At 36.6% G+C, this 22,644-nt stretch carries 16 protein-coding genes; 4 read left to right on the top strand and 12 right to left on the bottom strand.

The window, feature by feature from the left end; genetic code table 11:
• The first annotated feature begins 8 nt into the window (after window positions 1-8).
• The 3 genes from C8C84_RS08010 (at window position 9) to rimO (ending at window position 3,959) form a co-directional block, all read left to right on the top strand.
• Window positions 9-941 carry a hypothetical protein gene (locus C8C84_RS08010; RefSeq protein ID WP_121313034.1) on the top strand — a complete coding sequence of 311 codons (933 nt, stop codon included), beginning with the start codon at window positions 9-11 and terminating at the stop codon, window positions 939-941.
• A gap of 75 nt (window positions 942-1,016) precedes the next feature.
• Window positions 1,017-2,528 (top strand): OmpP1/FadL family transporter, encoded by a 1,512-nt coding sequence (locus C8C84_RS08005; protein WP_121313033.1) that lies wholly within the window; start codon window positions 1,017-1,019, stop codon window positions 2,526-2,528.
• Between the two features lie 126 nt (window positions 2,529-2,654).
• On the top strand, window positions 2,655-3,959 hold the full coding sequence (rimO, locus tag C8C84_RS08000; protein WP_121313032.1) for a 30S ribosomal protein S12 methylthiotransferase RimO: 1,305 nt from the start codon (window positions 2,655-2,657) through the stop codon (window positions 3,957-3,959).
• Here rimO and C8C84_RS07995 read toward each other — a convergent pair.
• From C8C84_RS07995 to C8C84_RS07985, 3 genes are all read right to left on the bottom strand, one after another.
• Window positions 3,953-4,831, bottom strand: coding sequence for a TorF family putative porin (locus C8C84_RS07995; RefSeq protein WP_147406826.1), 879 nt, complete (start codon window positions 4,829-4,831; stop codon window positions 3,953-3,955). The two genes, rimO and C8C84_RS07995, sit on opposite strands and share 7 nt — an antisense overlap.
• A gap of 8 nt (window positions 4,832-4,839) precedes the next feature.
• Window positions 4,840-6,924 (bottom strand): ATP-binding protein, encoded by a 2,085-nt coding sequence (locus C8C84_RS07990; RefSeq protein WP_121313030.1) that lies wholly within the window; start codon window positions 6,922-6,924, stop codon window positions 4,840-4,842.
• Window positions 6,925-7,036: 112 nt separating this feature from the next.
• Window positions 7,037-9,220 carry a radical SAM protein gene (locus tag C8C84_RS07985; protein ID WP_121313029.1) on the bottom strand — a complete coding sequence of 728 codons (2,184 nt, stop codon included), beginning with the start codon at window positions 9,218-9,220 and terminating at the stop codon, window positions 7,037-7,039.
• Window positions 9,221-9,384: 164 nt separating this feature from the next.
• Here C8C84_RS07985 and C8C84_RS07980 point away from each other — a divergent pair, with 164 nt between their 5' ends.
• On the top strand, window positions 9,385-13,014 hold the full coding sequence (locus C8C84_RS07980; protein WP_121313028.1) for a T9SS type B sorting domain-containing protein: 3,630 nt from the start codon (window positions 9,385-9,387) through the stop codon (window positions 13,012-13,014).
• Window positions 13,015-13,019: 5 nt separating this feature from the next.
• Here C8C84_RS07980 and C8C84_RS07975 read toward each other — a convergent pair whose 3' ends face one another.
• From C8C84_RS07975 to C8C84_RS07935, 9 genes are all read right to left on the bottom strand, one after another.
• Window positions 13,020-13,760 (bottom strand): DUF4369 domain-containing protein, encoded by a 741-nt coding sequence (locus tag C8C84_RS07975; RefSeq protein WP_121313027.1) that lies wholly within the window; start codon window positions 13,758-13,760, stop codon window positions 13,020-13,022.
• 185 nt (window positions 13,761-13,945) lie between these two features.
• Window positions 13,946-15,808: a peptidase M61 gene (locus C8C84_RS07970; RefSeq protein ID WP_121313026.1), complete on the bottom strand. Its 1,863-nt coding sequence runs from the start codon at window positions 15,806-15,808 to the stop codon at window positions 13,946-13,948.
• A 165-nt stretch (window positions 15,809-15,973) separates the two neighbouring features.
• Window positions 15,974-16,249 carry a TIGR03643 family protein gene (locus tag C8C84_RS07965; RefSeq protein WP_121313025.1) on the bottom strand — a complete coding sequence of 92 codons (276 nt, stop codon included), beginning with the start codon at window positions 16,247-16,249 and terminating at the stop codon, window positions 15,974-15,976.
• A gap of 99 nt (window positions 16,250-16,348) precedes the next feature.
• Window positions 16,349-17,179, bottom strand: a complete 831-nt coding sequence (locus tag C8C84_RS07960; protein ID WP_121313024.1) for a sterol desaturase family protein — start codon at window positions 17,177-17,179, stop codon at window positions 16,349-16,351.
• Window positions 17,180-17,215: 36 nt separating this feature from the next.
• The gene (locus C8C84_RS07955; protein WP_121313023.1) at window positions 17,216-17,818 is read right to left on the bottom strand and encodes an alpha-ketoglutarate-dependent dioxygenase AlkB; all 603 of its coding nucleotides are present in this window, start codon (window positions 17,816-17,818) and stop codon (window positions 17,216-17,218) included.
• Window positions 17,819-17,890: 72 nt separating this feature from the next.
• Window positions 17,891-18,598, bottom strand: a complete 708-nt coding sequence (gene aqpZ, locus C8C84_RS07950; protein ID WP_121313022.1) for an aquaporin Z — start codon at window positions 18,596-18,598, stop codon at window positions 17,891-17,893.
• 411 nt (window positions 18,599-19,009) lie between these two features.
• Window positions 19,010-20,344 (bottom strand): aldolase/citrate lyase family protein, encoded by a 1,335-nt coding sequence (locus C8C84_RS07945; protein ID WP_121313021.1) that lies wholly within the window; start codon window positions 20,342-20,344, stop codon window positions 19,010-19,012.
• Window positions 20,345-20,379: 35 nt separating this feature from the next.
• A complete protein-coding gene (gene uraD, locus C8C84_RS17125; RefSeq protein WP_199717120.1) occupies window positions 20,380-21,228 on the bottom strand; it encodes a 2-oxo-4-hydroxy-4-carboxy-5-ureidoimidazoline decarboxylase in 849 nt (282 codons plus the stop codon).
• A gap of 8 nt (window positions 21,229-21,236) precedes the next feature.
• On the bottom strand, window positions 21,237-22,643 hold the full coding sequence (locus tag C8C84_RS07935; protein WP_233549760.1) for a urate hydroxylase PuuD: 1,407 nt from the start codon (window positions 22,641-22,643) through the stop codon (window positions 21,237-21,239).
• Between the last annotated feature and the right edge of the window lies 1 nt (window position 22,644).

Raw genomic sequence — 22,644 nt, 5'->3', positions numbered from 1 at the left:
CTATAGATATGAAAACTTATTATTTATTTAGTCGAAGATTGCCCCTATTTTACCTCTTAGGGATTGTGGCAATTACAATTACCTCATGTGGCTCCTACCAAAACAGTTCTTATTACGATTCTGATGGAGTTTATGGAAGTTCAGAAACTAAGAGACGAGAAACTGTGTCAAATGACAATTCTCAAAGCAATAAATACCAAGAATACTTTAGCGACCTGAATAAAGAGTCGGAAACATTTACAAATGTTGAAAACTATACTTCTGTAAGTAACGACTCAACAGCAAACAATACCCAAAACTATAACAACAACGCAAGTTGGGGAAGTAACCCACAGTCAGTAACCGTTAATGTTTATGACAACAGCTGGGGTTACGGCTACTGGAACAATTACTGGTACGGCAATTACTGGGGTTGGAGCAACTGGGGGCCATCATGGGGTTGGGGTTGGAACAATTGGTACGGTCCGGGTTGGAATGTTGGCTGGGGCGGTTGGTATAGCCCTTGGTATGGCGGCTATTATGGTTACAACAATTGGTATGGTGGTTACTACAACAATTATTATCACTATCACAATGGAGGAAGAAGAGGCTCTTCATTTGGAGTTGGAAACAGAACTAACAATTCAAGATATGGTGTCAGAAATGCGTCTAATTATGGTGTAAGAGGAAACAACTCTATCAATACCAGGAATTCCACCTTTAATCCTACTCGAAACAATTCTAATTCCACTCCAACGAGAAATAATTCTTCTACTCCAAGAAATTACAATAACACTTCACCTAGACCAAACACAAACACCTCTCAACCAAGAGGAAATGTGAGAACTGAATCTGCCCCTACACGTTCTTCAAGCCCAAGCAACTATGGCGGTGGTCGTTCCTCTGGAGGCGGTGGCGGAAGTTACGGCGGTGGAAGATCCGGCAGCGGCGGAAGAAGATAATTCACTAATTTATTATTTACCTATGCTTTGTTAAACTATTGCATAGGTTTTTTTTGAACAAAAATTAAAAATACTATGAAAAAGTACTTACTATTATTATGCATTGGAATGTCATTTTCCAATGTTCAAGCTCAAGAAACCACACCGGATGACGTTATACGTCTAGCCGTTGACAATCTTACCGGAACTGCCAGATTCAGAGGGATGAGTGGTGCCTTTGGAGCCGTTGGTGGTGATTTATCAGCCATTAATGTTAATCCGGCAGGTTCAATTTTTTTTAACAATAACTTTGCTACGATTTCCGGTTCTGTTTACAATGCCAAAAATAAATCTCGCTATTTTGGCACTTCAACCAATGACACGGATAGTACTCTAGACATCAATCAAGCTGGTGCTATTTTTATTTTTAAAAATGGTGCTGACAGCAAAAGTGATTGGAAAAAAATTGCCATTGGTTTAAATTATGAAAACGCTAATAACTTTAACAATAGCGTATTATCTGCAGGAACCAATCCATATAACTCTATAGGAAATTATTTTGTAAACATTGCTCAAGGCATTCCAACTAGTGTGCTAAATGATTTCAGTTATTATGATTTAAATTTTTATGAGCAACAGGCTTATTTAGGTTATGACACTTATATTTTTGAGCCGACCAATAATGTCCCTAACAACAATTCTTATTACACTAACATTCCGACTGGTGGAAACTATTACCAAGAAAACCAAGTTTTTACTACTGGTTATAATGGTAAACTATCCGGTAACTTTTCTGCTTCTTATAAAGATATTATTTTCCTTGGCGGAAATTTGAATTTCCATTTCGTAAACATTGAAAAGTTGTCTTCTGTATATGAAAGCAATGACAATCCGCTTTATGATACCGGTTCAACCATTTCAGAAATTCTTTTTGAAAACAGACTTTGGACAACTGGTTCCGGATTTTCATTCAACTTAGGGGCAATTGTAAAACCTATAGAAAGTGTTCGTATCGGTCTCGCGTATGAATCGCCAACGTGGTTCAGATTAACCGACGAATTACAACAAGGAGTTAGAACACGTAGTCTAAACAATCAAGACGGTAATGAATTCCCTTTTTCATTTCAAGATCCTATAGTGTATTTACCTTACACGGTTCAAACTCCCGGAAAATGGACTGGCAGTTTGGCATATATTTTTGGCAAAAAAGGATTATTAAGTGTTGATGTTTCCAGCAAAGATTACAGCGCTACAAGAATAAAACCTAAAAACGATCCAAGTTATATGGGCATCAACAATTTTATGAACAATGCGTTAGACAATGCTATTGAGGTTCGTGTTGGTGGCGAATTCAAAATCAAACAAGTGAGTTTAAGAGCAGGCTATCGATTTGAAGAAAGTCCTTATAAAGTAGACCAAGCTTTTGGTGACTTAACCGGATATACCGGTGGAATTGGTTATAATTTTGGCGAAAGCCGATTAGATTTAGCTTACTCTTATGACCACAGAAATAGCAATCAAGCTTTTGTCTCTTCGGGCATGACAGATCCGGCGAGAATCAGCAGATACAACAATAATGTAACGGTTAGTTATTCTGTGAATTTCTAATCCGCATCTACTACAAACCCAAACCATCTCAATAACGAGATGGTTTTTTTATTTTTGAAAGTCAACAGGCTAATTAGAAATAAAACCGTAATTTTGCACGCTTTCCCAATAATCGGAATTAAATCTATGAGAACTAAGTCTTTAAAGAAAAACAAAATCAATGTCATTACCCTTGGATGTTCTAAAAACACTTACGATAGTGAGGTTTTAATGGGGCAATTAAAAGCCAGTGGCAAAGAGGTAGCACATGAACAAGAAGGAAACATTGTGGTGATTAACACCTGCGGTTTTATTGATAATGCCAAAGCAGAATCAGTAAATACGATTCTTGAATATGCCGATAAAAAAGAAAGAGGCTTAGTAGACAAAGTTTTTGTTACCGGTTGTCTTTCTGAAAGATACCGTCCCGATTTAGAGAAAGAAATTCCGAATGTTGACCAATATTTCGGCACCACAGAATTACCCTTATTATTAAAAGCTTTAGGTGCAGATTACAAACATGAGTTACTTGGCGAACGTTTAACCACCACGCCAAAAAACTATGCTTATTTAAAAATTGCTGAAGGTTGTGATAGACCGTGCAGCTTTTGTGCCATTCCGATTATGCGTGGCAAGCACGTTTCGCAATCCATTGAAAAACTAGTCAAAGAAGCTGAAGGTTTGGCTAAAAACGGCGTAAAGGAATTGATTCTTATCGCTCAAGATTTAACGTACTACGGTTTAGATTTATACAAAAAAAGAAACTTAGCTGAATTGCTTGAAAATTTAGTAAAAGTAGAAGGCATCGAATGGATTCGTTTACACTATGCTTTCCCAACCGGTTTCCCAATGGATGTTTTGGATTTGATGAAACGCGAACCAAAAATCTGTAATTATATCGATATTCCGTTGCAACACATTTCAGATAATATTTTGAAATCTATGCGAAGAGGAACGACAAAAGAAAAAACCACCAAATTGCTAAAAGAATTCCGAGAAGCTGTTCCGGGAATGACCATCAGAACGACTTTAATCGTAGGTTATCCGGGAGAAACTCAGGAAGATTTTGAAATCATGAGAGATTGGGTTCAAGAAATGAAATTTGAAAGATTGGGTTGTTTTGCATATTCTCACGAAGAAAATACGCATGCTTATTCCTTGGAAGATGATGTTCCGGATGAAGTAAAGCAAGCGCGTGCTATGGAAATAATGGATTTACAATCGCAAATTTCTTGGGACTTAAACCAAGAAAAAATCGGGCAAACTTTCAAATGTATTATTGACCGAAAAGAAGGTCAGTATTTCATCGGAAGAACTGAATTTGACAGTCCTGATGTAGACAACGAAGTGTTGATTGACGCTGCGAATTTCTACGTTAAAACCGGAGAATTTGTCAATGTAAAAATCATTGATGCTACTGAGTTTGACCTTTATGGTGAACCAGTTCAGTAACTAAAACTTAGCGTTATTACCCAGAAATTTTTCCCGAAAAGCTCAGTGTTTTTTGAAGCGCCATTGTGTGTGTAATTCAAAGCAATTGGCATCGAAATACCGTGGCCTAAATCAAATTCTTTAGAAGCAGTTACACCTATATTTGTGAAAGAAACTTTATCATAATCGGCATAAGTATAATATGCTGCTTTGTTATTTAAAACTGCACCAACAACGGGCGAAATCTCAATATTTTGTAACACTTTTGAAGTTGCATTTTCAAAGAAAGCAAAAGTGTAGCCTAATTCAAGATAAGTTGTGAAATTTTGTTTTGGATTTTCACCATTGCTATCATATCGGAAGTCATTTCCGGCTACCAAAGTACTTATCGTGGCGTTGAAGGGATATTTATAACCTTCCGAAAAATCTAAATACAGCATCGCGTCAACCGTTTTCGAACCATCGCTTCCGTAATTGAAAAATCCGTTATCAACACCTTCTACCCTACTAACCGATGGCCAATAATAATCCCAAAGTTGGAATTGCAAAAAATCATTGATTTGATAAGTCAAATAAAAATCAATCTCTTGATATCCTTTGTAAGCCGAAACAGCATCGGGATAAAAATAGTCGCTTTTGAAATTGGTAGTAGCCCAAAAACCCAGTGTCAGTTTTGGTGTAACGGCATATTCAAAGGAAGGTTGAATCGCAACATAATCGCCGCCCCAACATTGTCCACGCCAAAGGTATCGGCTGGCAATATCTACCTTTAAATTCAGTTTCTTTTCGTCCTCCGCAATGCTATCGGCTACGACTATATTTTCTTGAGAAAAAAAAGGAATTGTAACCAAACTAAAAAACAACACGGCAACAATTTCTTTATAACTCATCATGCTTTTTTTTATAAATACTTGGTCAACAATTCAAACAATCGCTCTCTATCTAATGGTTTTGTAATATAATCCGTAAATCCGGCTTCTTCAATTTTGGCCTTGTCTTCTGAAGAAGAATAAGCTGTTTGTGCAATGATTGGCAAATTCGGACGCATCGGTTGGATTTGTTCGATAGCTTCAAAACCTGTCATAATAGGCATTTTTATATCCATTAAAACCAAGTCAATATTAGGGTTGCCCAAACAAATTTCTACGGCTTCCCTACCGTTTATTGCTCTGATGATTTCATAATTCTTATGCTGCATCATTTTTTGGAACAATAAGAAATTGATATTATCATCTTCGGCTATCAAAATTAATTTGCTGTCTGATTTTGTGACCTCAAGGTTGTTGACCGGTCTAACCATGATATTGTCAACCTTAGCATATTTTAACGGAATTGAAAAGTAAAAAGTAGAACCTTTCCCTACTTTAGATTCTAAGGAAATACTTCCGCCCAGCAGCTCCACATAAGCTTTCGAAATAGCCAAACCTAACCCTAAACCACCAACTTTTATAGAAACATCACTGTCAACTCGTTTGAATCGATCAAAAATATTTTGGTGTTCTTGTTCGTCAATTCCAAGACCCGTGTCTCTTACAGTGAAATGAATTTGCTCATTTTTTTCATCAATTTCGTAACCAAAAGTGACCATACCTACATCAGTAAACTTAATAGCATTGGTCAACAAATTAATAATAACCTGCTTCAGTTTTATATCGTCAGTAATAATATTAAACTCGGCCGGCATTGAACTTTTAATCAATATAAATTCAATCGATTTTTTTGGAATGGTAACTTTAATGGTTTCATAGAGTTCGCTAACGCATGATTCTAAATTGACTACAGTATAATTGGGCGAAATTTGATTGGAATCAATTTTTGACATTTCGATCAAATCATCAATAATGGAAACCAAATTTTTCCCACTCTTTTCTATCACATTCAGATATTCCAGTTTCTCCGTTTCGTTGATGTTTGTATTAATTATCAAATCCGTAAAACCATTGATGGCATTCATCGGTGTTCTGATTTCATGCGATAAATTGGCTAAAAAGGACGATTTTAATCGGTCGCTTTCTTCCGCTTTGATTTTGGCCGTAATCAACTCCAGTTTTTGATTATTATTTTCTTCGAATAAATTCCCGATATAACTAAACTCACCGTTTGATTCTTTTAACAGCTTGATGGCTTTTTTATTGCCGGTTTCCAGAACTCTTCTAATCAAATCCAACGGATAATAAACCAATCTTCTGGTGTAAATCAAATTAACCAGCAAACTGATAAAAAAAGTAACTATTATGATATACAGCAAGTTAATGGTGTTTTCGAAATAAATTTCAAAATTTCTTTGAAACAATAGTTGACCGATTACTTTTCCATTAGAATCTTTTAATTGAAACGCGGTAGCTATTTTGTTTTTTTCTTCCTTAATCACCACATTAGATCCCAGAAACTCTATCTTAGAATTCGTTATATGCTGTAAATTTTCAAAAAATTCTTTGTCCATTAATCTAACCACGAAAAAGTAACCCGAAGTTTTAGTTTTATTTTTCAATGGATCATCAGAAGGATGAATTGCGGCGCCGGTAACTTCAACAATTCCTTCCGGAATTTTTAGGTAAAACTTTTTTATTCCTTCTTTATCCAGCAAATCCATGGCTTTTTTCGGAATAAAATCTAACGTTTTGATTCTTGGTGTTGGCGTACGGATGATAAAGTTTTTTTGAGCATCATAAGCTCCTAAATATTCGGCGTCATAAATTTCCAATTCGTTACCAATAGTTTGATCAAACCAAACCTTGTCTTTGGATGCTATAAAATTGACAAACTCATCCCAATTGGAATCATTATTAATAGCAACTAATACAGGTTTCGACTCTAAATCAAGCAGCTTATGTATTTCATTATCAAAGTGTTCTACAGAATCTTTATAAACTTCTTTTTCTGCTTTTTTTGTATAATAGAAAAGGGCGAAATAAAGAATAATGAAAAAGATGCTAGAGGAAACTATTAACCAAAGAATTTTTGGGAAGGTTTTTTTAACGGTCATTGTAGTCTATTCTCTTTATATAATTTATAGTCTAAATGTATATTAAAAAAGGACAACAACTGTTTAGTTTGATAAAAATAATCAACAAGTTATCAAGAATTAAAATATAAATTTAAAGAACTAATAACCCAAATTCTCTGAGGTTTTTGAAAGACTTAGAGTACCAAAACAACTCAAAATCATCAAACTGTGTTTCAAAATCGGTTTTGAGTTCTGCAAAAGTAAGCATCTTCTGATTGTCGACATGAAGTAAATCAATCGCTTTTACAAGCCATTCGCCTTTGTCTTTTTCTATCTTGATTTCTAAGGTTTCTTTTTTGTCAAAAAAAACCAACTTTATCATTTCCCAAGAACTCCCTTTTTTGGACTTAGTGAAAATTTCGGACAATGGTTTTCGGCCTAACCAAATTATTTTGGCCGAAGGTTTTACATTAAAAAAATCTTCTTTTTCCAAACAATTAATAATAAAATCAGAATTTATAGTTGTTCTTGGAATTTTAAAATCAAACCAATCCTGCAATTCATAATCGAACCCAATGCCGTGCATATAATTGAACAAAGATTTCTTCAACCCAAAACTAAATTGGTCGTGATTGATACCGGTTTTGTCTTTAAATTCAATGTCATTGTTAGCAAAAGTAATGTCGTTTTGCTCCGGAATAACCCCAAATTCTTCAGGAAACATGCCAACCGGGCTGTGGGCTGTCATGGCAAATTGATGCCAAAAACCCGATTGCAAAACACCGACTTCAAACAATTGACGAACCATTTCCAAACTATCTACCGTTTCTTGAACTGTTTGCGTTGGATAACCATACATCAAATAAGCGTGAACCATGATGCCACTTTCTGTGAAATTTCTGGCAACTTGGGCTACTTGTTCCACTGTTACACCTTTTTTTATCAGTTCCAATAATCGGTCAGAGGCAACTTCCAATCCACCTGAAACCGCAATACAACCTGAGGCTTTTAGCAGAAAACACAAATCAAAAGTGAAACTTTTTTCAAAGCGAATATTAGTCCACCAAGTCACAGTGAGTTTTCGGCGAAGAATTTCTAAGGCAACTTCTCTCATTAAAGCCGGTGGCGCAGCTTCATCAACAAAATGGAATCCGTTATCGCCGGTTTGGACAATCATTTCCTCCATCCTATCGACAAGAATTTTGGCTGCAATTGGTTCGTACAATTTGATATAATCCAAAGAAATATCACAGAAAGTACATTTACCCCAATAACATCCATGCGCCATGGTGAGCTTATTCCATCGGCCATCACTCCACAAACTGTGCATCGGATTGGCGATTTCTATAACTGAAATATATTGATCTAAAAGTAAATCGGAATAATCAGGTGTACCCACTTCACTTTGCTTGTAATCGGATTGTATGGCGTTGTTTTTATAAACGACTAGATTGCTTTCAAGAAGAAAAGTTCTTTTTAAAGGCATCTCGACTGCGCTCGATGTGACAAAATGGTGTAATAATTCCACCGGTAATTCGCCATCATCAAGTGTTATGAAATCAAAGAACTCGAAAACCCTTTTATCCTTTAAATCACGAAGTTCGGTATTGGGAAAACCACCGCCCATGGAGACTTTTATCGTTGGAAACTGTCTCTTTATAAATTGCGCACAACGAAAAGCACTGTATAAATTACCGGGAAACGGAACTGAAATGCAGACTAATTTCGGTTGAACTTCAGCAAGTCTTTTCTCTAGAATTTTAAGCGTAATTTTATCAATATAAGTCAAGTCATTTTGCAAATGCGAATACATTTCATCAAATGAATTAGCACTTCTGCCTAATCGTTCCGCATAACGACTAAAACCAAAATTCTCATCAATGCATTCCACAATAAAATCGGATAAATCTTCAAGATATAAAGTAGACAGATGTTTGGCTTTGTCTTGCATTCCCATCGAACCAAATGCCCATTCCATATCGTCTAATTGCTCAAACCTTGAGGCTTCGGGCAGAAAATTACCGTTACAAATTTGACGTGCTAAAGTTTGATTATTTCCTTGTAGAAAATCGATGACAGCATCAATCGTTTGAACGTAATCTTCTCTTAAACTGTAAATTCGTTGAAGGTTAGGTGTTGGATGTTGACTGTTAGAGGAACCAAAAATAGTCGTCAAACCTTCTTTAGAAAACATTTTCAAAATCACTTCTATACCCAAATCCATTTGAAAAGCGGTAATGCTTTTGGTCTTCAAAAACCCTTTCAAATAAGCCGTTGCAGGATAAGGAGTATTGAGTTGTGTAAATGGTGGCGTTATAAGAAGGATGTCTTTCAAGATGAATTACTTTCTGCAAAAGTAAATGAAAAACCACAAACACAATACGGAAGGTTTTCGATGATTTAAAAAGTATGCGCTAACTTGCAAAATAAAAATGAAAATAATTCTCATAAAACAAGAACTTTCTTATATTTACCCAATCTGTTAGAAATTTAAGACCATTGAGAAATTTTACAACTCTATTTTGCCTGTTATTATTTGCTACTGTTTTTGGACAAAATAATGATTCAACTAATGCATATCTTGCTATACAAAAGAATAGGAAACTGGAAGACAGGCATGGTCGTCGTATAACAGATTCTATTCAAAGAAAGGCTTTTTTTGATAAAGCGAAAAGCAATATTGAATTCAATAACAAACGTAGTTTAAGGTCGGTATTGGCACAAACTGCAGTTCCTTTATGCACGAATGGAACGTTTGAAGAATTTGAAACCGTTGCTGGTACCAATTATCTGAAAAACTTTGAATATACTTTTGGAGATCCACTTAATCCTATGCAATGTCAAAACATTTACGGACAGGCGAATACCAAGATAGCACAATACAATCCTACAGATACTGATTTGATGGCTTCTACTGTGCCATCTAATTTCATTGATGAATTTATAGGTAACATTAATGCTTTTGACCAATATACTTTAAAAATCAATTATAAAGAATCAACACCGACGTTGGGATTAATACAGGCTAAACGTTTTAAGACCAATAATGAATCGACGCTAAAATTCAATTATAAAGCTGTTTTGCAAAGCATTATCGAAAGCGACCATGATAACGAACAGCCTTTTTTCAAAGCAAGGGTTATTTCCAATACAGGCGCAGTGGTTAGTGAGTTTTGTTTAATTGGCAATCCCAATGACTGTACTTTTACGCAGGCACCTTATCTGGAAGGAAACAGCATCATACTCTATAACCCTAATTGGCAATCGGGCATTTTAGACATATCCGGCATTCCGAACAATCAAGAGTTTACAATAGAATTCATTGCCTCCAGATGTGGTTTGAATGGTCATTTTGGGTATGCTTATGTTGATGATATCTGCCTTTTGCATTCTAATGAGAGTTTACAGGGAAGTATAGAGCTTGACCCACTGTATAAAATTTGCCCAACACTTCCTTTATCGATCTGTGGCAGCTTTAATTTACCTAATTCAGGTGGTCTTAACGCAATCGTTTCTTCGGTCACTTTAAATGTAAGAGATGAAAATAATAATGTTGTTTATTCTTCACAAACTCCCACTACACTCGACTTAATTACAAAACGTTTTTGTTTTGAGTTGACCGCGGCCAATCTTCCTAACATTACCACAGGAAGTTATAACGTAGGCGTTAGTATGAATTTCAGCATAGTGCAAACCAATTGTGTTGGGACAACATTTGCTTCTGTAACAGATAATGATGCAAATGCAGGATGGGATATTTGGTTTTTAAATTGTACTAATTGCCCATTGCCTCTCCAGACAGCAACCTTAACACTCTGTGATACCAATCATAATGGAAGTGAGTTTTTTAATTTATCCAATGTTAATACTATAATAACCGCTCCACAACCCGGATTAACATTTAGTTATTATAATTCACTTACGAATGCAACAAATAATACTAATCCAATCACCGCTTTTGTCAATTACGAAAGTCCGACCGGAACTGTATACGTTAGAGTTACTTTAAATCCAACCTGCTATAAAATCATTCCTATTTCATTGCTTGTCAAAAACCCAACAGCTACAATTAGTGGAATTTTAAACGTTTGCAGTGGCAGTACTGTACTAACAGCATCACCAGGCGTCAGTTATTTATGGAGTGGCAGCTTAGAAACAACACAAAGCATTTCGGTTACGGCCAATGCCACTTATTCCGTTACGGTAACGGATAGTGATGGCTGCGCATCAAACGGAAGCGTCACGATATTGCCTAATAGTGTCGCTCCGTTACCTTCTCTGACAGTTACACAACCAACATGTTCCAGCAGTACAGGTTCGATTCAGGTCACTTCGCCAGCATCAGAATATAGTTTTGACGGCGGTGTAACTTGGGGAACTAATTCAACCATGAGTAACCTGCCTTATGGAACTTACAGCGTTAGGGTCAGAACGGCTGCTGGTTGTACTTCCTACAATTCAAGTGTAAACATTGTTGCTTTTTTATCTTCATTCCCCAATTTTACATCTGTAGACCCGATCAGTTGCGGTGACCTTGGAAGCATTACGATAACTTCTACTGCAACCGAATATAGTTTTGATGATGGTGTAACCTGGACTACTAACAATACTGCCAATAATTTACCTTCTGGCATCTATTTAATCCGGACAAAAGATGCTTTTGGCTGTATCTCAAATTTTAATAGTGTGCATTTGAATAGTGAATTTTTAGATCCACCACTTTACATCAAAGACAATCCATTTTGTGGTAATTTGGGCAGTATAATAATTACTACTCCTGCTGTTTCTTATAGTTTTGACGGCGGAAATACATGGCAGACTTCTAATACTTTGAGTAATTTAACAAGTGGTAGTTACCTGATAAAAATCAAAAATGCTCAAGGATGTACATCTCCAAATACCTATGTTTATTTAAATGACCTTGAAAACAGCTATCCTGAATATGATATTGATGATGCCGGTTGTGGAACGTATGCCACGTTGACCATTACCACTCCAGGTGATTTTTATAGTTTTGATGGTGGTACAACCTGGACAACCAATCCTGTCCTTTCTAATCTGAACGGAGGCACCAATTATCAGATTGTGGTCAGAAAAGGCGCAAACTGTGAATCGTATACGCAAAATGCATATATCAACACTTATTATCTACTTCTCCCGGCAACCAATGATTATCAGACAACGCTTTGTGATGCGTTAAATGATGGCTCCGAAAACGTTGATTTATCATTATACAATTCAAACATAATAGCGAATGCTGCTAATTTCAGTTTTTCCTATTATGCCTCCGCATTAGCTGCAGATACTGCAAACAGTTCCTATTTAATATCCAATTTTACAAATTGTAATTTAAGCAATGCGAACAATACTGTGTATGTAAGAGTAACTTCATCAGATGGTTGCCATAGTGTAGCAGTACTCCGATTTACATTTATCGATTCCCCAAGAATCACTATGGAAGATGCGTATCCCTTATGCGAATTTAGAAACGTATTGATTCAAGCTGGTCACGGTTTTGACAGCTATTTATGGTCAACGACACAAACTAGCAATGCCATTGCAGCAACAGTTCCTGGCAATTATTGGGTTGTGGTAACAGAAGACCATGTTGGAGCGCCTACTTGCGACTCCCGAAAAGATTTCACTATATTCTTATCCAATCCGGCAACCATAACTTTTATAGAAACTGTAGACTGGACAGCCCATGAAAACACCATTGAAGTATTTGTTACAGGGTTAGGCAATTATGAGTATTCTTTGGACGGAATCCAATATCAGGACAGCAATATTTTTGAAAATCTTTACCCTGGAATTTACCAAGTATTTGTAAAGGACAAAAATGGTTGTGGCATTGTAGATGAAGAAGCATTATTATTGAACTATCCACAGTTTTTCACGCCTAATGGCGATGGATATAATGACACCTGGTATATTAAGTTTTCACAATTTGAACAAAAATTTGATGTAAAAATATTTGACCGATATGGTAAATTGCTTAAGGTTATGGACAGCCTTGATGCCTGGGACGGAACGTACAACGGAAGATTAATGCCTTCCGATGATTATTGGTTTTACGTTACCCGAGCTGATGGAAAAATCCATAAAGGACATTTTGCTATGAAAAGATAATAAGCTTATTTTTCAGCCTTTTTTCTTTCAGCGATAAAATCGTTAAACTTTTTACCGTAAAGCGATTTTGCCACTTTAGGTGACATTGTTTTTTGAATAGTATCCAAATATTTCAAATTGATATCGTAAATGTTTGCCAAAGCCACATAAGGCGCAACTTCATAATCGGAATGATTTACAGCGAAATTTGTGGTGTACAGATATTTTCTTTTTAAAATACTCTTTTGCTCTTCTTCCATTTTGCTTACTTCATCAAGTTTTCCGTCTTTAAAGGCCTTGAATTTTTTTTCAATCAAATCCATATCTTGATTGACATACCTGGCCATTACTTTTCTATAGTCATCATATAACTCCTGATTTTTTGAACCGGTAATTTTAGCATCCGCAGTAAAAAAATCAAGCGTAGTTTCAATATTCATGGTGCCTTTTTCAGCAAAAAAAGAAATATTGTTGTCTAAAGAATTGGTCACACCTCTATCTAAAAACAAGTATAACATCTCTGGAGATTGTAAATCAAATTCACTTACAAAATGGGAATCACCGTCAATTTTAATAGTATCGATTGGCACTAAAAGGGTATCTTTTATTCTTTGAATGTATAGCGTTCCGCTTTTTAAGCCTTTGATATTTCCATTTAGCACAAAATTCTTCTCCGATTTTTTTTCTGAACAAGACTCGAGCGTAAGCGAACCGGCAAAGCAAACTAAAATTAATACTGATAATGAGGTGAGAAATGATTTTTGCATGTTTGATATTAAGAGGAGAATGTCCGACGAACATTCGGTTTATACTGAGTGATACTCTGATATTTTAAATCTGTTACAAATTTTAACTACATTCAATTCGACCTAACGGTCTCGAGTGGCAATAATACTAAAAAATCCTCAATCTGATTCACAAATTGAGGATTTGAATTATAAAATTATTGGTATTATCCTTTCAACCAAGCTTTGTTTAAAGGCTCTTTCGAAGTATCGATAAGTCCGTAACCTTCTACTTCTTCCATAGACAATTTTACTTTGCCTTTGATGGTTTGCTCTTTTCCGTCACGTTTGATTTTTACAGTTATGTCGTCATCTACTTTCCAGCTTTGGCTTTCCATAATCATATCATAAATGTTATCTAAATTGTAAGCTTTATCATTGACAGCTACAATAATATCGCCACCTTGCATGCCTAAACCTTTCATGAATTCATTCAGTTCTGTACTTGGCAATACCATGATTTCCTTAGTTTTCCCATCAACTGTGATATATGGCGTTGATTGGTCTTTCAAAAACGGGTTCATTGGAACACTCATTTTGGCTTTGCCTACGCCAACTTTAGCAAAATAAACATCGTATGGAATCGGTGTTGGACCGGCAACGTAAGTATTTAAAAACTCTCCTACTTCAGGATACGTCAACGACGTAATTTCAGCAAAAAGATCTTCATCATTGAATGGTTTTTCCGCACCGTATTTTTTAGACAATTTTTGCATCAAATCTAAAATGCCTCTTTGTCCATTACTCTTTTCACGAATGATAATATCAATACACATTCCGATTAAAGCTCCTTTTTCATATACATTCAAATATTGGTCTTTGTATGGCGGAACCAATACATTAGCACTCATTTCAGTAAATGGCATAGTATCATTTAAACTCGAAGCGTTGTTGATTTTCCCAACCATTCTTTGATAAAATTCATCCGAATCAATTAACCCTTGATTGATTTGGAACAAATTCGCAAAATATTCGGTTACGCCTTCATACATCCACAAATGTTTTGACATTTTTGGGTTATTGTAATCAAAATACTGAATCTCTTTAGAATGAATACTCAATGGGGTTACGATATGGAAAAACTCATGAGAAACTACATCCTTAATTTGCTCTCCCAATGCTGCAGCCGGCATCATTTCAGGAAAAACTACGGTAGTTGATGTATGGTGTTCTAAAGCGCCAAAACCTTTCGCATCGGCTTTTTGCATATCCGATAAGTACAAAAGAACGGTGTATTTTTTGTTGTTATTGATGGGTCCCAAAAAAGCCTTCTGAGCACGCATGGTTTTTTCTAAATCGGCCAAAAGTGATTTGGCTGTGTGTGATCCATTGGGAGAATATACACTGAATAAAATCTCCATTCCGTCTACCTTAAAAGTAATGTAGTCGGGTTTTGAATACATAATTGGATTGTCTACCAATTCAAAATATCTTTTGGTTACAAAATTATCAACGGTATCACTTTTGTTAAGATCTACCAAAGAAGTGGAGCCAAAAAGTGTTGCCGGATGTGTTATCGTTACATTATAAGGGATTTCTAATTTATCATCAAAATAGCCAATAAATCCATGATTGTTCAACATGAAATTCTTGCCTTCATCGATATTGGTTCCGGCAGGTGAAAAAATTTCATCTTTCCCAAAACCTCTTCCGGTTTCCGTATCATATGTATCATTTACCCAATAAGTAACTTTTGCCAAAGCCTTAGCATTACTGATTTTCCAAGAATTGTCATCGGTTTTAGTTACCGTTAACTCATTCCCGCTTTTGTCCAAAGCTTTTAAATCAACTAGTAATTTCCCATAATTGTCCGAAAAATACGTTCCCGGAACTGTTTTTGGAATATGGAAAACAACCTCAGCAGATGTAAAACTTGGTGGCGTAATGGTTACCATCACTTTATCCTCTTTAACTTGATTTAAATCGATAGCAACTTTTATCTCTTGAACAGTAGTGGATTTCTTTTGTGCAACGGCATTAAAATTGAAAACCGACAAGGTTACAATAGCACTTAGAATTAGTTTTTTCATAGTCAATTTTTTTTTGGATAAGACACCAAATGTAAGTAATAGTTACAATCGATTTTAACATTTTTAGCATTGATTAACTAAAATTAAGTCGGTAATGAAAATAACGACTAGAATAAAGGGAATAGCAGTAAATAAAAAAACTCTTGTTGAACAAGAGTTAAAGTTTTAGTCAAATTTATTTTTGATATAATATTTACCTTCTAAATCATCATCGAAATCGTCAATAATTGGTTTTGGTTTTGGCTTGCTTCCCGCCGCTTTTTTCTTCCAAAGCTCAAAATTATCTTTCGATAAACGTTTACGCATTAATTCGGTTACTTCGTTTTCGGTAAGGCCAAATTCTTCTTTTATTACTTCAAAAGGCTTTTTTTCCTCTTGAGCCATGCTGACAACTCTTTCTATTTGCTCGTTGTCAAAGTCTGCAAGCTTACTTTTTTTCATTTCTGTAAAAGCATTATTTAAAAATAGATTCCAACTGATAAATTTCTAATCAATATTAATAAAAAAAATAATTAGTTTTCAATCTGACTAGTGTTTTTTTTAACTCTCACTATTTGGCGAACGGTGTTTTTGAAAAGGAATCGACAACAAATTCTTTAAATCATTGTGCTCTTCAGGCTTCATGTGTGTATCAACGCCGTAAACTATTTTTTCTCTCTCTAACGTTTTAAATGTGCCAAAAAGTCTGTCCCAAATCGAAAATATATTCCCGTAATTACTATCAGTATAAGGCAAAACGTAATGGTGATGCACTTTATGCATGTCAGGTGAAACCAAAAAATAGCTCATCACTTTATCCAATTGCTTTGGCAAAGCAATATTTGCGTGGGTAAATTGCGTAGCCACAACCGATAAAGTTTGGTACAAAAAAACCATCCACATAGGGCTACCCACAATTAAAACGCCCATAGTCGTAAAAACAAATCGTATCACACTCTCGCCCGGATGATGACGGTTTCCTGAAGTCGTATCAATCCAAGTATCGGTATGATGAATCAAATGAAATCGCCATAAAACCTTGACTTTATGTTCCACCAAATGCGCTAAATAGGCACCAATCAAATCCAAAAGCAACAAACCAACAATCGCAAACAACCAGATATTCATTTCAGGTAGCCAATTCAATAAACCAAACTTGTGCTCGACTGTCCATTGCGCGGTGTTGACTAAAATTACAGCCAAACAAAAATTAACTATAATCGTCGTAACAGTAAAAAAGATATTGATTCCCGCGTGCTGTACTTTGTTGTAACCAAATTTTACAAAGGGAACAGCGCTTTCGATTAACCAAAACAAAGCAATCCCACCGGCTAAAATCAACGCCCTGTGCGAAGACGGAATGCTTTCGAAATATTGAATGATATCGTTCATCGAATTGTTTTTTATCAAATATAATAAAATAGAGAATTACTTGATGATGCGAAAAGTAAGATTGATTCGGGAACCTATTTCTTTAGCCGTTTTCGGAATTTGGTGTTTCCAAAAATGCTGCGTCGTGCCTTTCATAATCAGTAAACTTCCATGCTCCAAATTGATTTTTGTCTTTTGCTCCTTAATCGTATTGTGTTGCAAATGAAAAGGTCGCTCAGCACCAAAACTGACCGAAGCAATAATAGGATTTCTACCCAACTCTTTTTCATTATCGGCGTGCCAACCATTACTGTCTTTCCCATTGCGATAATAATTGAGTAAAACTGTAGTGAAATTTTCTTGGCAAACAGATTCAACTTCGTCCTTAATAAACATCAATAACGGGTTCCAATGATGCGGTTGCATCACAATATTCGAGTAACCATAAGGCTTGCCTTCATTCCCAAAAAGCGCCGTCAATCGCGGTTGTGGATGGGTTTTGCCAAATACCGTAATATTGTCTTGTTGCCAAGGAATCTCTGATTTTAATTTCTCAAAAAGTTCATTGGCACGAGCCGAATCAAAGAAACTTGAATAGTATTCTATTTCAGCATCGGGAAGATTGAAAGCAATTTTTTCTTTTGGGAAAAGCGAGTTCATTCCACAAAAATAAAGAGAAAAGAACAAATAACTTCATCCTTTTCTCTTTACTGATTTTAAACTAAGTTAAAACTATAAATCTTCTTTTTTGTCTAAAAACAATTTATAAATAAATCCTCCAACCAAGGCACCGGCAATTGGTGCAACCCAAAACAACCACAATTGGGATAAAGATTCTCCTTGTGCAAAAACCGCCTGCGAAGTAGAACGCGCAGGATTAACAGAAGTATTGGTGATTGGAATACTGATTAAATGGATTAAAGTTAATGCCAAACCTATAGCAACGCCGGCAAACTTTCCGTTAGCCAATTTGTCTGTAGCGCCAACAATAATGAGTACGAAAAACATCGTCAAAATAAATTCTGCTACAAATGCTGAACCTACGGAATAACCATCAGGAGAAAAAGCCCCATAACCATTGGTGGCAAAAGCACCCGCTTTAGTATTGTCAATAGCGAATCCTTCTTTGCCTGAAAGGATGAATAACAAAGTTCCTGCTGCGGCAATTCCGCCCAAACATTGTGAAACGATATAAGGCAATAAATCTTTACCCGAAAATCGGCCACTAGCCCAAAGCCCGAAAGATACCGCCGGATTAAAATGGCCACCCGATATATGACCTACAGCATAAGCCATCGTCAAAACGGTTAATCCAAAAGCTAATGAAACACCGGCAAAGCCAATCCCCAAATCTGGAAATCCCGCGGCAAACAAAGCACTACCACAACCGCCAAAAACAAGCCAGTAGGTACCAAAAAATTCTGCAAATAGTTTTCTCATAAGTTTAGTTTTTCATCACACAAGTCATGATGGGTTAATTATCCTAAATTTAAGAAAAAGGGAATCCTGATTTTTCGATTCTTTATAAACTTATTAACAGCATGACTGTTAATTACTTAAAACTTATCTTTAAAAAAAGCCTCCCTGATAAATTTCGGCGGTGCGCCAACTTAGGATTGTACAATTCTCGATAAGGATTGTGCGATTCTTGATAAGGATTGCACGATTCTCGATAAGAATTGTGCGATTCTTGATAAGGATTGCACGATTCTCGATAAGAATTGTGCGATTCTTGATAAGGATTGTGCGATTCTTGATAAGGATTGTGCTATTTTAACTTAGGAAAGTGGTGTTCTAATTTGAAGCGCTCATAAACCGGACCGGATTTTAAATCCGATCCGGTGTAGAAAGCTACTTTTTAGCTCGGTTCTCTAAAATCTTCTTGAAAGAACGACCGCGAATTTCTTCTATTGTCAAGCCGGTTACTAAAACTTCTTCTTCCGTTATGGCGCCACTATTCAAGGCTCTGAGAAAATAATTCAATAAACCTTGACCAGTTGCCGCATCGTCAAATACGTCTCCGATTAGAGTGGCACGTGCTGCTTTATCTACAAAAGTTTTCAAGCGGTCGACGGCATCGTCATAACTTTCTAAAAAGAAAGCATAAACAGCCGCATAACGCATAGGAAACTGCGCCGGATTTAAATCCCAACCTTGATAATAGCCGTTCCATAACGAGTGACGAATGTGGTCATATCCTTTTTTCCAAGCTCTGTGAACGACTTGACGGTTCTCTTCTTCTTGTTCGGCAGTCAAATCGCCACGGTGTGGCCCGATGGGCATCGTGTTCGTTGCGCCGTCGCTTAACCAGATTCCGGTATGTGCTAAAGCTACTTTGGTCATATGGTGTGCAAAGTCACAAACAGGATGATCCATTTCTTGGTATTTCGCTGTGATACTACAACTGGCGGTATAATCATAAGTTCCAAAATGCATTGCGACACAACGACCTTGAGCCGCTTTGATGAATCTGTATAACGGATTAGTTCCGTTAATATCCATGATAGCTTGTGTGGTTTCAACCATCATTTCCATTTTCAGGATGCCTTTGGCTAAACCTAATTCTCCTTCTAAAATCGTAAAAAAATTGGCCAAAGTTTCGGGTTGTTCAGGTATGGTCACTTTGGGTAACATGACCACAAAATTCTCCGGTAATTTACCGATGGTTTCCTTTACTAAAGTAGAAACAAAAATATCTAAGGTTCTCAAACCACGTTCTTTCATTTCCTCTGTAAACGGTTTGATTCGGATTCCGATGAATGGCGAAAGAGTTTGGTCTGCCATACCTTTAGCGACTTCTTTTGCTGCGGTTACAGCCGTTGCATCTTCTTCTTCATTGCTGCGATTGCCGTAACCATCTTCAAAATCGATGCGAAAATCTTCTATAGCTTCCGATTTTAATTTGGCCACGACCTTATCATAAATGCGTTTATTAAAATCATTGCCGCCAGTTAAGCCGAAAGCTTTTCCGAACACTTCATGATTTGGCGCATAGGTTTCTAAAATTTCCAAAGCTCGATGTCCTAAGGCAATTGGCGCATCAGATTTGAAAAGATTCGCTCCTCCGTATAAAGTATGAACCGGTTGGCGGTCGCTTCGGTCTCCGGGATATATTTCGTTAAAAGTATTGTTCGCCTGAGATAAATTTTGGAACAATTGTTCTTTTTTATGGGAAGGAATTGTCATTTGAGTTATGAGTTATGAGTTATGAATTATGAGTTTTAGCTACCGCGGTAAGTGCTATATCCAAAAGGATTGACTAACAACGGAACATGATAATGCGTTTCATCAAAAGTATTGAAAAGGATTTCCACTTCGGGATAAAACGTTTTTAGGTTTTGGGTGGCATAATAGCTTCCGGTGTCGAAAACCATTTTGTAAGTATCGGGTTTTAGTGATTTTTCTTGAGGCAATAAATCGGGAATTCTGCCGTCGGCATTGGTGATTCCTTGCGCAATGGTTTGCCAAACATTGTTTCTTTTAGCTTGTAAACGAATAGAAATGTTTTTTCCGGGTAAACCAACAGCGGTGTCTAAAACGTGTGTCGTGATTTGGCTTACTTTCAGAAAACTAAAATCGCCATCGGTCAGTAATTTTTTGAACCGAATGATGGAAATTTTTTGTTGTTCGCCCATCGCAATGTGCAATTCTTCTTCGGGTGTGTTTTTTAATCTATCCAACAGCAGTTGCAGCATTTCATCGGCGGATTTTCCGGTGGCACAAACGATGAAAATAAAACCATTTTTGGCTTCATAATCCCTATTGGCTTTCGCCAAATTTTGAATCGTTTCTTGCGTCGCCACGGCAACTCCGGCTTGTTCTTTGCCGGCAAATTTTTCGGTCAAACTTTTGACATCACCAATTTTCGGATGGTGTGTGAAGGATTCTCTCCAATCGGTTTCACCACAGTCATCATACCAAATGGAAGCCGACAAATCTACCAATTGTTTTTCGGAAGCAAACGGAAAATGCGACATCATGGCGGACGCCCATTTATCGGAACCACAACAAGCAAATAAATGTTGCTTTGCAGTTTCTTTATCTAAAGTATTAAATGCTGCTATTGTCATACGCTAATTTATTTTAGGCTCGCTCCTTGTTCGATCCAACAACGGATGATATTGCGTTCCTCTTCGGTCATGTTGGTTTTATTATTTTGCGGCATTGTTTTGGTCAATATAACCCTTTGCATAATTAACTCTTTTTTCTTTACAATGTCTTCCGGCGTATCATATTTTACACCATTCGGCGCGACTTTATACGTATCGTCAGTCGGTGCCGAAGAATGGCATTGCACGCAACGCTTCTCAATAATGGTTTGCACTTCTGTGATGCTGACTTGGGTTTTACATTCCGTTGGATTCGTACTGGGCGCCGTAATAAAACAAGCCGCTAAAAGTATCACCACCGAAACCGGCAAAATCCAAACATTGAGTTCTTTCTTTTCTTTTAAATTCAAATAGTGCTTCACGCCTGCTGCACCGAGCGAAATAATCGCCAAAACTACCCACGGATATTCATACCCGAAAGTCGATGGAAAGTGATTGCTGACCATGACAAACAACACCGGCAATGTAAAATAGTTATTGTGCAAGGATCGCGCTAAGGCTTTTTTACCCAAACTCGGATCTAATGGAATGCCCAATTTGGCAGAACGCACCATTTCCTTTTGTCCCGGAATAATCACAAAAAACACATTGGCGACCATCAAACTGCCAATCATTGCTCCGAAATGAATATACGCCGCTCTCGCACTAAACACTTGACAATAAAACCAAGCAAACGCAATCAGAAGAATAAAACCAATAATCGAAAACCAGAATTGATTTTTGATTAAACCGGATTTACACATTTGGTCATAAATAATCCATCCAACAACGAACGACCCGATACCGGTTAAGATCCCTTGTGTCGCAGAAATGTCCATTACGTTTTTGTCTATTAAGAAAGCGGAAGCATTAAAATAATACACCACAAACAACAAACAAAAACCCGAAAGCCAAGTAAAATAAGCTTCATATTTGAACCAATGCAAATGTTTTGGAATCGTCTTGGGCGCGACTTTGTATTTCTCCAAATAATAAAATCCGCCACCGTGAACCGCCCAGAGATTTCCCGCCAATTCGTCTCGTACGTCTTCTGTCCTATTTAAGGCATTCTCTAAGAATACAAAATAAAATGATGCGCCAATCCAAGCAATTCCGAAAGTAATGTGCAGCAATCGAATGACAATATTAAGCCATTCCATCAAATGACTTTCCAATGGCGTGCCTTGTACCAAAATATAGGTATTGACCAAAATCCCAACGATCGCTAATAAAATTCCGGTATAAATATAATTTTGACTGGTATTCTTAATTTCTTCGGTTTCTTCGGTTTCTGATTTGGTCACTTTTATTTTCGGCATTTTATACGAAACATAACCCAGCAGGATCAACACGCTGAAGTAAATCACATACAAAACAATTAGTATAAAAGTATTCAAA

The organism is Flavobacterium sp. 102, assembly GCF_003634615.1.
GTDB lineage: Bacteria > Bacteroidota > Bacteroidia > Flavobacteriales > Flavobacteriaceae > Flavobacterium.
This window is presented reverse-complemented; position numbering and strand designations above follow the sequence as displayed.